The organism is Flavobacterium psychroterrae (assembly GCF_018380615.1).
Lineage (GTDB): Bacteria > Bacteroidota > Bacteroidia > Flavobacteriales > Flavobacteriaceae > Flavobacterium > Flavobacterium psychroterrae.
In genome coordinates, this window is the sequence record NZ_JAGYVZ010000009.1 from 1 (window position 1) to 16,666 (window position 16,666).

Here is a 16,666-nt window from a genome sequence, read left to right on the forward strand (position 1 = left end):
TCTCAATAAATTTCTCTGCCGTAAGTTCTTCTTTGTTTAGGTAACCTCTTGCCAGTCCGGCTCCTGAGATATACAGCTTCCCTACTACACCTACGGGAACTAACTGTAAGGTGTTGTTCAGGATGTATAATTGGATGTTATCAATAGGTTTCCCTATCGGGATAAGTGTTGCGTTTGCAGCACATTTAAAGTAGCTTACATCAATAGCTGCTTCAGTTGGGCCATACAGGTTCATTAACGATACTGTAGACAAAAGCTCAAAGAAAGTATTGTTTTGATGCACCGTCAACGCTTCTCCACTGGTAAATACCTGAACAAGGCTGCCTAGTTTTTCTAATGCTGCAGGATGCTCTTTTAAATAGTTCAGAAAAGCGCCTAACATCGAAGGCACAAAGTGCATGACTGTAACTTTATGGTTAAATATGGCCTCTACCAACTCCTGAGGATCTTTATGGGCATCGGGTTTCAAAAAACTGACACTTGCTCCATTGTACATCCACCATAATAGTTCCCATACCGAAACATCAAAAGAATAACTGGTTTTTTGAAGAATTACATCATCACAAGATAATGGATAGGCTTTTTGCATCCATTCCAAACGGTTCACAAGTGAAGTATGGGAAATCATAACTCCCTTGGGATTACCTGTAGTTCCCGAGGTATAAATTACATAAGCAAGATCCGTTGGTTTATTGATTTTTGAAATATTTGTTTTGGCAAAATCAGTACAAACTTTATCAAATGACAACAGTTCTTCACGATCTATAACCACTTTACAGTTACTGTCTTTCTCTATATAGCTGATACGCTCTGCAGGATAACCCGGATCAATAGGAACATAGGCACCACCGGCTTTTAAGATTCCTAAAATAGAAATCAGCATAAGCTCGCTGCGTTCTAAACGAATGCCTATTAAATCATCCGGACCAACTCCATAAGTAACCCTTAAATACGCCCCTAACTGATTGGCTCTTTCATTAAGTTCCTGATAAGTAAGTTTCACATCCTCATACACAACGGCAATATTATTCGGAGTTCGAAATACCTGCGACTCAAAAAGATCTACTATCGTTTTATCCTCAGGATAAGATACCGTTGTAGCATTGAAACTTTCAAGTAAAGTACTTTTCTCTAATGCTGATAATAAAGGATAATTAGATAAAGATGAATCAATGTACTTTTCTAAATCAACTATAAAATGTTTAAAATGGTTCGCTAAACATTTTACTAAGCTTTCATTAATAAATTCTTGTAAATAGGAAACCTTTATTTTAAGGGATTCATCACTTATTTCTATATCAAATAAAATCCCATTACAATCTATAGTAACATTACCATTTAATTTTAATCCGAAATTAGAAAATGAACTTAAACTTCCAAAATCAATTTTATTGTATAAATCCTGGTCATTAAAATCCGAATATTTTAAAACTTCTAAAATTTCATATTTTACAGTTTGAAGATATTCTTTAAAAGACACCTTTAAATCTATAGGAAATGAAAGAAGTAATGGATTGTTATGCTCTTTATAATTTGACACAATATAACCATCAAATTCATAGGTCAATTTAGTTAATAAAAAAGAATATACAGCACTTAAAACAGCATATTGAGCTAATGGTTTATTATTGGTAAGCTTACTAAAGTAAGATAGCTCTGTAGTATTAATTATAATATTAGGCAACGTTTTTTGTTCTGCATTTAACAGAAAAACTCTTTCTCTATTTGCTGCTTTTTTCTTCCAGTATTTTGAAATAAAGTTATTTTTATTTGGCAACTTACTTATATCCATAAAACTTTAAATTTTTTATTTTTGAGAACAAACAAGTTTTGTTTATTCTCAAAACAATATTTAAAAATCACTTTTTTAGCACCTTCTACTCTGCTTTTATAAATTATAATCAACTTCTTTTCGATTAAATTTCATAATGCAATTCCCAAAATATCAATTTTAAAACTTAATAATATTGAATCATTTTTTGGCTAATTTAGCAACAGTGATTACCTAAAAATTACGGACTTTTCAAATAAAAATTACGGAAGTTAATGGCATAACAGCAACTTTAAATAATAGAGAATCAATAGCTCCTATTAGTATTTTATAAAAGATTAAATTTTGACCCAAGTCACAATCTATTTAACTGACTTTATACTGTTTGTAGAAAATAAAATTATGGACAAAAAAAACGATATTAAAATAATCAATATCGTTTTTTCATCAAGTTGCATGTTAAAGTACTAGGTGTTTTTTATTATCTACAACTTAAAATCACTTCAATTTTAATACCTATTCCTATTTACAATTCAACATAAATTTCAATTTAAAAATTCTGTACTTTTATTTTTAAAAAAAACCAGTGAAATTAACTTCACTGGTTTTTTAAATTTATATAAATCTATTTTTTTGTTACTTAACAATCAGTTTTTTAGAAACATTAAAAATATTAGAACTAATTGTAACAACATATATTCCTGCAGCTAAATTATGATTGATTTTTGATGATGTATTTAGTTTGCTAATTAAAACCTTTCTTCCATTTATATCAGTAACTGTTATTGTGGCAATATCACCAGTTTTTAATTCCGGGAATACTATATTGAATTCATTGTTAATTGCCGGATTTGGATAAACACCAATAAAAGTGTTGTTTTCAGCTGTTACTTCTTCTTCAATACTATCAATTCTTTTTGATGTAGACGTTGTCTGAAATTGCCATTGTGCGCTTTCCCAATTGTTTTGAGCTCCGGAATATTGGGCAGAACCGTTTAGGTTTTCAATATGAATCATACTTCCGGATTGCCATCTGTTTTTAATTCTAACCCATGTACCATCAACATTTTCGTTTGACCATTGTGCGCTATACCACGTAGTTTGTCCGGAAGTACATTGTACCGCGCCTGTTAAGTTTTCGATGTGCATAATATCTCCCGTACCAACATTTTTCAGAATAAAATAAGTTGCATCAATTGCTACTTTTTCCCATTTGTAATTGTTATTGGCAACAGCAGCGCCATAACCTACATTTGCGCCGGCATCATATAAATAATTATTTGTCCATTTATTTTTAATGGTAAAGTAGTTTCCGGTTGCGGTACTTACCGTAATTACCGCCGTACTTGTTTTATTTCCGCTAACAGTTGTAACCGTGATTGTTGCGGTTCCGTTAGAAACTGCTGTTACCAGACCTGCTGAATTTACGGTTGCAACTCCCGTATTGTTTGAAGCATAAGTAACCGATTTATTGCTTGCATTACTTGGTAAAACCGTTGGCGTTAATTGTTGTGTTGCGCCAATACTTAAAGTCGCTGTTGCCGGACTCAAACTTACACTTGTAACGGCTACATTTGATGAATTTACAGTTATTGCAGCAGTTGCCGTTTTGTTACCATCCTGCGTTGTAACAGTAATTGTAGCCAATCCCGAAGCAATAGCAGTAACTAAACCTGCTCCATTTACGGTCGCTACGCCAGTATTATTAGAACTATAACTTACCGTTTTGTTTGTAGCATTTGCCGGAGCAACTGTAGGTGTTAATTGTTGTGTTGAACCAACGCTTAAAGTTGCTGTTGTTGGTGAAAGCGTAACTCCTGTTACCGGAATTGTAGTAGTAGAACAATTTGAGCTTTGTGTCCATGAAAAAGTACCAATTGCACTTAATTCTTCATTACTTGTTGCATTACCGCCTCTATTGGAGTAATTCATATTGCAATACGTACCGTTTCCGCTTGGGGAACCTGCTATAAGTACAAAGAATCCTCTGCCCCAATTTCTGTTAAGTGCATTATTATTTGGATATTCTTTATCGGTTCCGTTAACAGTTATATTTTTAAAGCTAAGATTATAAATTCCGTCTCCTCCTCTTTTACTTATCGATATAGCATCATTTCTTGAATCTATAATATCAATATTATACAACTGAACATTTTTTACCTGAGTGCCGGCATTACTGGCGCTAAAAATATCTACTGCCGCAACCGGATTGTTATAAGTATCGTTAAAAGTTCCGCATGAGGTTATTGCAATATCGTGTATTTCATGGCTTCCATCATTGTTAAATGGCGCTCCGGGAAAATTATTACTAACTCTGATCCCCGCTTCAAGATTATCTTTTATAATTAAATTGTAGGCTTTGTTATTTTTTCCGCCATAGATAGCTAAACCAGTGGCACGCCAGCAATTTTCAGATGTGTTGTATCTAAAAGTATTGTTGATACATTCCAGCCCGTCAGCTGACCAGATTGCCTGATCATCATCGCCATTATTTCTAAAACTGCAATGTTCTACAATGGCATTTGCAGTTCCTTTGCAAAGATTAATTCCATCAGCATAATTATTTCTAAAACGACAATGAGATAACGTAAATCCATCTGCAATAGCCGGACCGCCTACATTATATTGTGCAATCCATGCGCCACATTCAAAATGTTCTGCCCAAATATTTTTTATGGTTGAAGTAGCAGTAAAAACACCATTTATCGCTTTATAGGAATTACTTCTGGAAGCAGAATTGGTCGTTAAGTAAAGATCTGCAAAAGATATATTACTTGCATTTGCACGCAATCCTCCATTACCACTGCTTGTATTGGTAAAATTAATTTGAGTGTACCACATTCCTGCACCAATTAATGAGGTGTTTGCCGAACCAAAATACAATTCGCGATTCACGTTGAAAACACCACTTGGAATAAATATTTTTTTACCGCCGTTTGCATCAATAAAGGTTTGAAGATCACTTCCGTTTCCGGTATAAGTAACTGAACCTGCCGGAGCTGTAACAATTGCGGCAACGGGTTCCATTTCTGCAAAATCCAAATGAATATTTCCCGTTTCCCTCACCAGTTTTAAGGTTCCGGATGCTGCTATTTTAGCAGGAAGTTTATAACGTACTTCATCAAATCGCATTCTTGGATTTTGATTTGTGATTCCGCCGTTATTAGGATTTCCGTTGCTCCACAAATATTCCCACGACCAGGTTGAAGTCAATGTAATAGTTGTAATTTTTGTGTTCCCGTTGTACACGCCTAAAGTCGCCGTTTGTCCGTCTGGAACGCTGTATCGAATTACAAGCCCATCTGCAGCTTCTGTAAGATTCCATTGAATTGTTGCATTGGTTGCCGACATGTTTACGCATTGCTGATCTGTAGCTTCAGATTGAAGATCTGCCTGAATGTATGATTTTGAAGTAGTTGTGGCACCATTAGACAATTGACCCAGATTTGCTTCGTACCTTTTATAAGCTGCATCATAATAACCGCGCTGTGCGAATAAATTTGAGGTTAAAAAGAGGAAAAAAATCCCCGTTAAAAGACAAAATTTGCCTCTTTTAAAAATAGCATGTAATTGATTCTTCATAATTTTGGTTTTTAAATAGTTAGGTCCTGAAAAGGACATACCGAAATTAGACTTATTAAAAAGCTTAAAAAAAAGATATGTTAAAAATCAAGATTTATACAACGATTTCGTTGATATAACTATTTAATAATCAATACTATAATACTTATTTTAAAAATAAAAAATCTACAATAAATATAGGTAAGAAGTTTCTGATTTAAGTCTGAATCAATGAGGATGTGGAAATTTTTAGTACATTTTTTCGCCGAAAAATTTTTGAATTCAGACAGACCGCTACATTTATTCCTAAACAAAAGATTAGAATTAGCATTACCAACTTACCGAAAAAAGCAAAAAACCTGTTGACATATATTATGAAACAGGTTTTGAGAATTTATCGCATTTTTCGTTTGCATTAAAAAAACAGTTTGGCTACTCACCTACTGAATTACAAAGAATTAAAACAAACTAATAACGATTTTATATTGCAAAAAATTTATTTTTTTATGATTTTGGATGCGTAACTTTTACTCTCAATTTCAAACTTTATAAAATACATTCCTGAAGTTAATTCTGAAATATTGATTTTATTTTCATCAAATCCTTCCATAACTTTTTGTCCGCTAATATTAAATATTTCGTATTTATCAGCCTTCATTCCAGAATCAATATTGATAAAATTTGTGGCTGGATTTGGGTAAATATTGAATGTAGAAATTTCTATTTTATCTCCTAGTCCCAAAGTAGTAATTGTAAACTCATCAGCTCCACAATCAATCCTCCCACCTTCAATTCTTGCTTCATTATAATAATCTGTCTCAGTATTGGCAGCAATATAAGCTGGGTTTCCGGCATTTTTACCTGGAGATGTCGTCAAAATATGAAAATCAGGATTTGCAATTGCTGCGTTAGTTAATTGTGGATTTGCAAATATCGAATTGGCGTTTGTTGAAGTTCCGGTTACAAAAGGAGTGTATCCTGTATAGTACTTACCGTTCCAGTCTGTTGTTAAACCTGCCGCACCTGCCGGACAAAAAAATGTATTATAATTAAAAATTAAACCCGGCTGCGTTAATTCTGCGTAGGCGAGAATATTTTGAGTGCGGGTATAAAAAATATTGTTTTCAATAGTACTGTTTTCACTGTAAGAAAGGTATAATTCTCCGTTTCCTGAATTGCTGTAATCATTCTGTAGACAGGTATTATTTCTAAAAGAGGAATTGATCACTTTTCCCGAACCAGACGGATAATCAAATCCTCCTATGGCAGCTGCACAAATCTGATTGTCGTAAAAAACATTATTCCTAATGATAATTCCATCTGTAGTTTCTCCCTTTTTTTCACACCCAACCTCTATTCCGTAGCCATTATGATATGAGGTATTGTTTTCGACAATTATATTTTTTCCTCCGTCAATATAAATTCCTCCGGATGTTGAATACACGGCGATACAATTATGGGTAATATTGTTTTTAACAAGACCGTTTCGTGCCTGATCGTTTGCAGGAGTTGGGCAAGTGCCTTCGTGACCAATTAAATCGATACCAATATTAGTTAGATTGTAAACATTATTGTTCGTGACTTCAAAACCGTTTACGTTTCCATTTACGGCAATTCCCTCACTATAACCTAATCTGCAATTATACAATTCATTATTTTGTATTTTTAAGTTGGTAATTGCTGTTGTTCCGTTTGTGCCAAAAACGATAATTCCCTGTGCATTTACAGTTTCGTTTACAGCTGCATTTACATTAGAAGAAAAATGAATATCGTGTATTTTACAATTTTTAATCGTAATATTTGCTCCGCTTCCTTCAACTAAAATTCCCTGCGCATCATTTTGAATATTATTTTGCAGCTCAATTCCATCAATAGTAACATTGCTTTTATTGTTGATCGCAAGAATAGCATTTTGAGTTTTTATTCCTCCTGCATCAATTACAGGAAGTGTTGCAGAATAATTTTTCAGCGTAATATTATTGTTCGGAATTAGAATTTTTTCTAAGTAGGTTCCAGGAAAAACATTTAAAACGCCGTTAGCAGGTAATTGATTTAGTCCGTATTGTATTGTTTTCCAAGGTGAAGCAAGTGTTCCGGAATTGGTATTACTACCCGTTACGGCAACATAATAATTGGTTTGGGCAAAACAAAAATTCGACAAAACGCAAAACAGTAAAATTGTAATTTTTCTATTCATTTTCTTTTTTTTATTTTTAAAACGCCTTTAGGTTTGACGTTTTGTTAGATTTGGTAAGCCAAATGTATTAATTAAAGAATGAAATCCTAGTTGTTATTTTTGTTTAATAATAACCCGTTAGGTGCAATTAAGTTAAAAATAGAAACTGGATAAATTAGAACGCGGATAAAACAGATTTGCTTTGCAAAAACACCGATTTTCGCAGATTTTTATATAGAATAAAAAAAAGATCCTTGTAAATCCCTGTCTTCGTGATAACGAATCCGCCAAATCCGCGTCGAAATTATGTTTAAGTAGTAAAAACAAGAAATGTGAGCCGTTATTAAAAAGCAATATGAAATCATCTGTACATGAAATTCAATCCTTTTTAATACGGCTCACATTATTTTAAGCAAGTTATATTAACAACAGTTAGCTTTACCAAAAGCTATTTTTGATTTTGGTTGAACCAAATTACATAAGCATCAACCGCTTTTTTAATAAAATCTTTGGTTTCGCCTTCTTTAATAGTTCCGCTTTCATCAAAAAGCTCATTAATTTTTGCAAGATAAACTTCCGGCTGCTGCATCACCGGAATATTTAAAAATACAAGGCTTTGTCTTAAATGATGATTGGCACCAAAACCTCCTACAGCACCAGGCGAATTACTAAAAATCGCTCCGGGCTTGCCATCCCAAACACTTTTACCATAAGGACGTGAACCTACATCAAGCGCATTTTTAAGTACCGCCGGAACAGATCTGTTGTATTCCGGAGTAATAAAAATAAATCCGTCAAGCTTTTTTACCTCATTTCTAAAAGTTGTATAAGCCTCAGGCACTTCATTATTATCGTCAAAATCCTGATTGTATATTGGGAGGTCGTCTAACCTGATTGTTTTAAACTCAAATCCTTCGGGCGCCATAGCCAATAAAGCTTTGCCTATTTTTTTAGAAAATGATTCTTTACGAAGACTTCCTGCGATGATTCCAATTATTTTACTCATAACTATGTGTTTTATATTAATGACTTTTGCTTTTTAAAGCATTCGTTTACATCTGTAATTTACAAAAAAATGAAGTATAATAGCTGCTTATTTATAAATTATTAACTTTGTTTTACAACAAATAAAGAACTTATTATATCTTATTTTCCTGAAATTATCACTAAATTTCCGATTAGTATAACCCTGTCTTTTTTTAATCAATGAACTTTGCATTAAATAAGATTTAGTCATTAACAAATTTTTAAAACGTAAACAAATGAAAAAATTTACTGTATTATCATTAGTCGCTGTTACTTTATTTATAACGGCGTGTAAAAAATCTAACGAAACAACAACAGGCGAGGAAAAGCAGGTTGCCGAAAAAAAGGGTGAAGTATTAGCTGTAAAACTGGAAACATCAAAAGTAGACTGGAAAGCATTTCATAAAGGTGGTTTTGCGCCTCGTTGGGGAACACTTGCTATTAAATCAGGTGAAGTATCAGTTGAAGCAAATGAGCTTACTGCAGGTGATTTTGTGATTGATATGACATCTATAAAAGTGGATCCGGCATCTGTGACTGAAAAAGACAAAAAATACTCAGAATTAGAAGCGCACTTAAAAAGTGCTGACTTTTTTGATGTTGAAAAAAACCCAACAGCTGACTTTAAAATTACAAGCGTTACAGATTTAGCTGCTCCTGCAAAAGACGCTGTAGAAGGTGCTAATAAAACTGTAAGCGGTAATCTTACTCTTAAAGGTAAAGCTGTAAATGTTACGTTCCCTGCAAAAGTTACTGTTGCTGACGGAACTGCAACGTTACAAGCTAAATTTACTGTTAACCGTACAGATTGGGATATTAAATTTGGAGCTTCAGAAGCTGATCCTGCAGAATGGATGATCAGTAAGGATATCGAAATTGGTATCAATGTTACGGCAGGAAAATAATACTTAAACAGTTAATTATTATTCATAAAAAGGCAGCCTGAAAATATTAGGCTGCCTTTTTTGATTTTATGATTTAAACTTTAGACAATCCTTTTAAAAGTCTTTCAAGTCCTATTTGTAAAAGAACTCTTGGTGTTGCAATATTAATTCGCAAAAATCCTTCTCCCGAAGCTCCATACATGGTACCGGAATTAATCCAGAGCTTTTGTTCTTCAAGAAGTATATGCGATAATTCGTCTGCCGTTTTCCCAAAAGCGGTACAATCCAGCCAAACCAAATAAGTTGCTTCTAACGGAGTGACTTTTATTTGAGGAAGATTTAAATTGAGAAATTCTGTCAGGTAAATATAATTGTCCTGAAGATATTCTTTTAAAGCATCAAGCCATTGCTCTGATTCTTCATAAGCGGCAATAAGCGCTGCAATGCCAAATATATTGAGTAATTCTATTCCCATTAATTGAAAAGAAGATTGAATCGCTTTACGGAATTGCTCATTTTCTGTAAAAAAATAACCAACTTGTAATCCCGCTAAATTAAAGGTTTTGGTTGGCGAACTCAGCGTAACAGAATTTAGACTGTATTTTTCTCCCAATGAAGCAAAAGGAATATGAATATGTCCTTCAAAAACCAAATCGGCATGAATTTCATCTGAAATAATTAAGACATTATGCTGTAAACAAATATCCCCAACGGCTTGTAATTCTTCTTTTTTCCAGACTCTTCCCACAGGATTATGCGGATTACTGATAATCAAAAGCTTTACTTTGGGATCGGCAGCTTTTTGCGCTAAATCCTCAAAATCAATTATATATTCTCCATTATTATAAATTAGATTGTTCTCAATGGCAATTCGTCCGCTGTTTTCAATACTACTGTAGAAATGATTGTAAACCGGTGATTGTATAATTACTTTATCGCCCGTTTTTGATAGTGATTGTATGGCTGCGGATAATGCCGGTATAACTCCTGAAACGGGTACGAGCCATTCTTTTTCAAGGGTAAAACCATATCTTCTTTTCCACCATTTCATTATGGCAGCATAAAAAGCTTCGGGAATTGCCGTGTAGCCAAAAATTCCGTGATCTGCTCTTTTCTGCAGCGCCTTTAAAATTTCCGGTGCCGATTTAAAATCCATATCTGCAATCCACATTGGAAGTACTTCTCCAAAAGGAGCTTCATCCCATTTAATTGAACCACTGTCTTTTCGTGATATTATCTCATCAAAATTATACTTCATGATACCCAGTTTTGGTTTAAAACTTATTTTTTAGCGCAATAATCACTCAATTGCGAAATCGTATTAATGTGCAATTCTTTCGCTTGCTTTATGCGCATCATCAATGCATAAGCATTATTAAAGCCAATAGGTTTGAGCCATTGCAATTGATATTGTTTCTGAAATTCTTTCTGAACAAAATCATAGGTTTTTTTACTGTCTTTTGAAACTTCCTTAATTTTTTGTTCTGATGGTTTTAGCAAAACTAACAATCCTGTACCGGTATATTCCGGATAAAAGTCAATGCCATCATTCATTAACGCATCAAAGCATATTTTTGTTCCGCCAAGTCCGGTTTTGGTTTCTACTTTATAATTCGTATTTCCTTCAATAATCATTTTGTACATTTCTGCCAAAATATATTGTTCGCCAAAAATCTTGGATCCAATTCTGATGGTTTCGCCATTTCCCTGATTGGCTTTTTTGTATAAATTACTGCTGACTAAAAAATCTTTCGCTACTTTTTCAGGAGTTTGTTTTAAAAGTTCGGTTTTATAATTTAAATCCGTCATAATACTGTCGTTGATTTTACCTGCCAGAAGATTTAAAGTTTCTTCAAGTCCGGGAAATTTTTTCAGCGTCTGGGTTTTAATTATCGGCGCAGCATAATAAGGCGGAAATATGGTTTGATCATCTTCTAAAACGACCAAATCAAAGGCTTTGATCCTTCCATCAGTAGAATAACCGCTAATCAAATCCAGTTTTCCCTGATACGCCGCTTCGTACATAATCGCATCTGAAACCACTAGCGGATTCAACTTTAATCCATATACAGAGCGAAGTCCTAAATCGCCGTCCTGACGTCCCATAAATTCCGGTGTAAATCCGGCGATTATCTTGCGCTCAGCTTTCGCCGAAAACATAAAATAAAGACCTGTCATTATTACAATACCAAAAATAATATAAAGGACTTTTTTAAGTGTTTTTAAGGTAGAATTTTGAAGATAACCAATAATCAAATCCAGTAATACAGCCAATAATGCTGCCGGAATTGCTCCCGCCAAAATCATATTAGTATTGTTGAGGGAGATTCCTCCAAAAATAAATTCGCCCAATCCGCCCGCAGCTACAAACGACGCAAGCGTTGCAACGCCAACATTAATTACCGCGGCGGTTCGAATACCGGCAATAATCACGGGCATAGCCAATGGAAATTCGACTTTAAACAAACGCTGCATTTTGTTCATTCCAAGTGCGGTTGCGGCTTCTATAACCACAGGATCTACTCCCGTAATTCCGGTGTAAGTATTTCGTATAATGGGAAGTAAAGCATAAATAAGCAATGCAATTATGGCGGGTGTTGCGCCAATACCGAAAAGCGGAATCATAAAACCCAAAAGCGCAATACTGGGAACGGTTTGTAATATTCCTGCTGTTCCTAATACCGAAGCTGCTAATTTTCGTCTTCGCGAAATTAAAACACCTAACGGGATTCCGACTATAATTGCCAAAAGCAACGATAAAAAAGTAAGTCCCAGATGTTGCCCTATTTGTACAAACAGCTTTTCATGCTGTGACACCATAAATTGCCAAAGGCTTTGCTGTTGTGTCATACTGTCTGAAGTTTTCTGTAGTGATTAAATGCCTGCAAAAGTTGTTCGTAGTCTTCGTTAAAAGTATTCTCAGCACTAAAAATCTGAAGAGTTTCCCATACATTGGCATCTTTAGTAAGTTGTTCTTGTGCTTTTATCGATAATGGTTTTGAAAGAAAAGATTCCATCGATTTGACCGAAGCAATTTTATATTCCAGCATTAATCGATTACCCGCAAAGAAATCTTTTACAAAACTATTTGCCGGATGATATAATATTTCTGCCGGAGAACCTATCTGTACAATTTGTCCTTTATCCATTAAACAAATTCGATGTCCGAGTTCAAAGGCTTCGACTACATCGTCCGTTACTAAAATGGTGGTTTTGTTTTTGAGCTCGTCAAGATTCTTAAACTCATTATGAATCGCCGACTTTGTAATGGTATCCAAAGCACCAAAAGGTTCGTCCATTAAAAGAACCGGAGTATCTGCAATTAAGGCTCGCGCGATACCAATACGCTGTTGTTGTCCGCCGCTTAATTCATGCGGAAAAACCTTTAACAAATCTTCGGTAAGATGCAATTTTTCTAAAAGTTCTAAAGTTCTTTTCCATGTTTTTTGCTTATCCCAATTTAGCAGATTCGGAACAATTGCAATATTTTGTGCAACTGTATAATGCGGAAAAAGTCCGGCGTGCTGCATCACAAAACCAATACTTTTGCGAAGTTCTTCCGGTTTTTGATCTCTGATATTTTTGCTGTCAATAAAGATATTACCATTATCAGGCTCAATAAGCCGATTAATCATTTTTAGTGTGGTTGTTTTACCACAGCCACTAGTGCCTAATAGTACCAGAATTTCTTTATCATTGGCTTCAAATGAAATTGAATCTACTGCTTTGTTTGACCCAAAACTTTTGGAAACTCCCTTTATACTAATCATATCTTATCCTGATGAATTATTTTGCCAGACGAATGCCCATAAATTGCCATTGATGACGCGGATGAAAAAAGTTGCGGTAAGTAGCACGGCTATGACCTTCCGGAGTTGCTACAGAAGCGCCGCGCAAAACCATTTGGCTTACCATAAATTTACCATTGTATTCGCCAATTGCTCCGGGCGCTTTTTTAAATCCCGGATAAGGCAAATAAGCACTTTCTGTCCATTCCCAGCGTTGTCCCCAGTTTAAATTTGGCGAAGCAACTTCCCACTCTGCTTCTGTTGGCAAACGCATCCCTTTCCATGACGCAAATGCTGAGGCTTCGTAAAAATTAATATGACAAACGGGTTCGTTTAAATCTATTTCTTTTAAACCGGCAAAAGTATAATTCATCCATTTTTGATCGATAAAATGCCAGTATAAGGGTGATTTTGCAGCGTTTTCTTTTACCCACTCCCAACCTTCAGAATGCCAGTATTTAAAATCAGAATAACCTCCGTCAATAATAAATTCAAGATATTGCGCATTGGTTACGGGAGATTTTGCAATTTCAAAATTCTCTAAATAAACTTTATGTCGTCCGAGTTCATTATCAAAACAAAAATCTTCGCCCTGATATCCAATTTCATAAATACCCGATTCAACTTTTATAAATTCATTGTTTTGAATACTTTTTTGGTCGAAAACAGTATCAACACTATAAACCGGAAAAAGCGGATTATGTCCTAATATATATTTGATGTCGCTCAACAATAATTCCTGATGCTGTTGTTCATGATTAAGTCCGAGTTGTAGCAATTCAATTAATTCTGATGAAAGTGAATTGTTTTGTAAAAAAGCTTTCATTTGCTGATCTACATAAGCACGATAACGATACACATCCGTAACCGAAGGACGGCTTAAATTACCGCGATCTGTACGAACAACACGTGCGCCTAAACTTTCATAATAACTATTGAAAACAAAATCATATTGGTCATTAAAAACCTGATAATCCTTGTAATTGGGTTTCAGAATAAAGGTTTCAAAAAACCATGTTGTATGTCCCAGATGCCATTTAGGCGGACTAACATCTACAATGGGCTGCACCACAAAATCCTCAATTTCCAGAGGCTTGCAGATATGCTCAGAATGCAATCTGATTTTAGTGTATTTGTCTAGTATAGTCTGGTTGCTAATTGCTAAGGTTTGTGCTTGCATATTATTATCTTTAAATGTTAAACTGACAACCAGGCTACATCTGTAAACCATGATTTAGAGTCCATGATATGATTTATTGTTTCAAAACCGGAATTGTTGGCTAATTCCTCACTTTCTTGTAAAGAATATTTTTGCGAAAGCTCCATATAAATCAGTTCATCTTTTTCAAAGTTAACAGATTGACCGTCAATATTCACAAGCTGATGATCTAAACTAATTAAATAACTTCTGCATGCTCCGCTTAACGGGTCATAAGTCTGGTAATGTTCAAACTTTTCTACTACAAAATCAGCATTCAATTCTCTGTTGATTCGCGTTAACAAGTTAAGATTAAACGCTGCGGTAATTCCTGCCTTGTCATTATAGGCATCCAATATAATTTGTGGATTCTTTTTTAAGTCAAATCCCATCAGGACAATATCGCCAGGGGAAAGATATGTGTTAAGACCCCGACAAAACGAAAGTGCTTCCTCCTTCTCCATATTCCCAATATTGCTTCCCAAAAACAAAACTACTTTTCGTCTTGAAGATAATTCGGCTGCCTTTTCCAGCATCTTAAAATATTCCCCGTCAAGACATATAATATTAAGTTCCGGAAGATCTGCTTTTAATTTATTATTTAAAACAGACAATATATTGGCAGATATGTCAATTGGCATATAAGTAAAATCCGCTTTCTGATCTAAAAGATATTTTAGCAAAAAAGCAGATTTTGTTCCGTCGCCGGCACCAAGTTCAATTAGATCGAATGCTTCATCAGTTTCCAAAATAATATTGGCAAGTTCTGACGTTTTATTTTGAAAGATGTCCATTTCACAATTCGTCAGATAATATTCCGGCATTGCCATAATCTGTTGAAAAAGAGTATCGCCTGTTTTATCGTAAAAATATTTAGATTGGAGTTTTTTTGGTGTATTGTTAAGTCCTTTAAGCACATCAAAACGAAACTGCTCAAGTGCATTATCCTGTGCTGCAACTTCTTTGATTAAAGTTTTTTCAGTTTTTAGTATCATGTTATTGTATTAAATTAAGCACTCAGTTCCTGTCCTTCTATTAAAGGTAGTTATTTATGTAATAATATTTGCGAAAAAATTACCTCATTTTTATTTGAAAGTAACTGAACTTTGAACTGATGTAAATGATAATAGTTTACAGGATGGTAATTTAATGTTCCTGCTTCTTTTCGATATTTTAAAAATTAATCTGCCTATAAATTATTTTAAATTCATAAGCATATTAATTTTAGAATTAAAAAGATTCTTATCTTAGTCATAATCTGTTAAGAAAACAACAACAAGATTTTTCGTATCTTAAAACATAAATTTTAAATTGAGAATGAAAAAAATCATTATTTTATCATTTGTATTTCACTGTTATTTGGGCCTTGCTCAAAATAAGCGAGAGAATGACAGTATGAGAATCGATACGGTTAAAAATATCAAATTCTCTTATAAGCAGCTCATTATTCCAGCGGTTCTTATTGGATACGGATTTTGGGGAAATGAGAGCGGACAAATCAAAAGTTTTAATCATCAAATTAGGGACGAGTTTACAGAAGATATTGATCGTAAAGTTTCTATTGATGATTTTTCAAGATATGTTCCGGCTGTTTCTGTTTATGCACTTAATGCTTTTGGAGTTAAAGGAAAAAATAACATGAGAGACCGTTCGGTAATTTTAGCAACTTCATTTATAATTATGACCGCGAGTGTTTTTACATTAAAATCGATAACCAATGTGGAACGACCGGATGGAACGTCTAACAATTCTTTTCCGTCAGGACATACTGCGGTAGCTTTTGCAGGAGCAGAATTTTTATATCAGGAATACAAGGATCAATCTGTCTGGTATGGTGTGGCAGGTTATGCGGTTGCTACAGGAACCGGAATATTTAGAATGTACAACAACAGGCACTGGCTTACTGATGTGGCTGCCGGGGCGGGTATTGGAATTCTAAGTACTAAAATTGCATATTGGACGAATCCATATATTACCCGAAAATTGTTTGGAAAAAAAGAAGCTAAATCTACTTCATTCTTAACTCCTTCCTATGATGGAAAAAACTTTGCCATTTATTTTATAAAAACATTTTAACTTTTATTACAACCAGTAAGAGTTCAAAATATAATTACAGAAAATTTTCGTTTTTTAAGGAGAGAAAATTTTAGAGCTGAAAGAGGAAATAAAGCTTCTGAAAATGAAAAACGACAAACAATAAATAGTTGTTTATATAAAAAGACAAATACGGCATCTTTTCAGAATACCGTATTTTATCCAACT

General features: G+C 34.2%; 11 protein-coding genes and 1 pseudogene. 3 read left to right on the forward strand and 9 right to left on the reverse strand.

The genetic code is table 11. From position 1 onward, the window contains the following. Together KHA90_RS10725 and KHA90_RS10730 are read right to left on the reverse strand one after the other, a co-directional pair. Positions 1-1,792 (reverse strand): non-ribosomal peptide synthetase (locus KHA90_RS10725; RefSeq protein ID WP_213299101.1); only part of this gene is annotated, 1,792 nt, incomplete at its 3' end. Between the two features lie 615 nt (positions 1,793-2,407). Beyond that, positions 2,408-5,353 carry an Ig-like domain-containing protein gene (locus tag KHA90_RS10730; protein ID WP_213299104.1) on the reverse strand — a complete coding sequence of 982 codons (2,946 nt, stop codon included), beginning with the start codon at positions 5,351-5,353 and terminating at the stop codon, positions 2,408-2,410. 288 nt (positions 5,354-5,641) lie between these two features. Between KHA90_RS10730 and KHA90_RS25375 the strand changes: the two are divergent. Further along, positions 5,642-5,804, forward strand: a pseudogene (locus KHA90_RS25375) (helix-turn-helix domain-containing protein); the annotation flags it as partial. 24 nt (positions 5,805-5,828) lie between these two features. Here the strand turns inward: KHA90_RS25375 and KHA90_RS10735 are convergent. Both KHA90_RS10735 and KHA90_RS10740 read right to left on the reverse strand, forming a co-directional pair. Further along, positions 5,829-7,529, reverse strand: a complete 1,701-nt coding sequence (locus tag KHA90_RS10735; protein WP_213299107.1) for a T9SS type A sorting domain-containing protein — start codon at positions 7,527-7,529, stop codon at positions 5,829-5,831. Positions 7,530-7,956: 427 nt separating this feature from the next. Beyond that, a complete protein-coding gene (locus tag KHA90_RS10740) occupies positions 7,957-8,514 on the reverse strand; it encodes an NADPH-dependent FMN reductase (protein WP_213299110.1) in 558 nt (185 codons plus the stop codon). Between the two features lie 256 nt (positions 8,515-8,770). Between KHA90_RS10740 and KHA90_RS10745 the strand changes: the two genes are divergently transcribed. Next, positions 8,771-9,439 carry a YceI family protein gene (locus KHA90_RS10745; RefSeq protein WP_213299113.1) on the forward strand — a complete coding sequence of 223 codons (669 nt, stop codon included), beginning with the start codon at positions 8,771-8,773 and terminating at the stop codon, positions 9,437-9,439. A 73-nt stretch (positions 9,440-9,512) separates the two neighbouring features. Here the strand turns inward: KHA90_RS10745 and KHA90_RS10750 are convergent, their stop codons facing one another. The 5 genes from KHA90_RS10750 to egtD are packed head-to-tail and all read right to left on the reverse strand — an operon-like array spanning position 9,513 to position 15,399. Beyond that, complete coding sequence (locus tag KHA90_RS10750) at positions 9,513-10,676, reverse strand: MalY/PatB family protein (RefSeq protein WP_213299116.1); 1,164 nt, start codon at positions 10,674-10,676, stop codon at positions 9,513-9,515. A gap of 23 nt (positions 10,677-10,699) precedes the next feature. Continuing rightward, positions 10,700-12,268: an ABC transporter permease/substrate-binding protein gene (locus KHA90_RS10755; RefSeq protein ID WP_213299118.1), complete on the reverse strand. Its 1,569-nt coding sequence runs from the start codon at positions 12,266-12,268 to the stop codon at positions 10,700-10,702. Next, positions 12,265-13,188 carry an ABC transporter ATP-binding protein gene (locus KHA90_RS10760; protein ID WP_213299122.1) on the reverse strand — a complete coding sequence of 308 codons (924 nt, stop codon included), beginning with the start codon at positions 13,186-13,188 and terminating at the stop codon, positions 12,265-12,267. Before KHA90_RS10760 ends, KHA90_RS10755 begins: the two co-directional genes overlap by 4 nt. A gap of 16 nt (positions 13,189-13,204) precedes the next feature. Further along, entirely contained in the window at positions 13,205-14,386 is a 1,182-nt protein-coding gene (egtB, locus tag KHA90_RS10765; protein ID WP_213299124.1) for an ergothioneine biosynthesis protein EgtB, read from the reverse strand. 17 nt (positions 14,387-14,403) lie between these two features. Further along, entirely contained in the window at positions 14,404-15,399 is a 996-nt protein-coding gene (gene egtD, locus KHA90_RS10770) for an L-histidine N(alpha)-methyltransferase (protein ID WP_213299127.1), read from the reverse strand. A 322-nt stretch (positions 15,400-15,721) separates the two neighbouring features. Here egtD and KHA90_RS10775 point away from each other — a divergent pair, with 322 nt between their 5' ends. Beyond that, positions 15,722-16,480: a phosphatase PAP2 family protein gene (locus KHA90_RS10775; protein ID WP_213299130.1), complete on the forward strand. Its 759-nt coding sequence runs from the start codon at positions 15,722-15,724 to the stop codon at positions 16,478-16,480. The last annotated feature ends 186 nt before the right edge of the window (positions 16,481-16,666 follow it).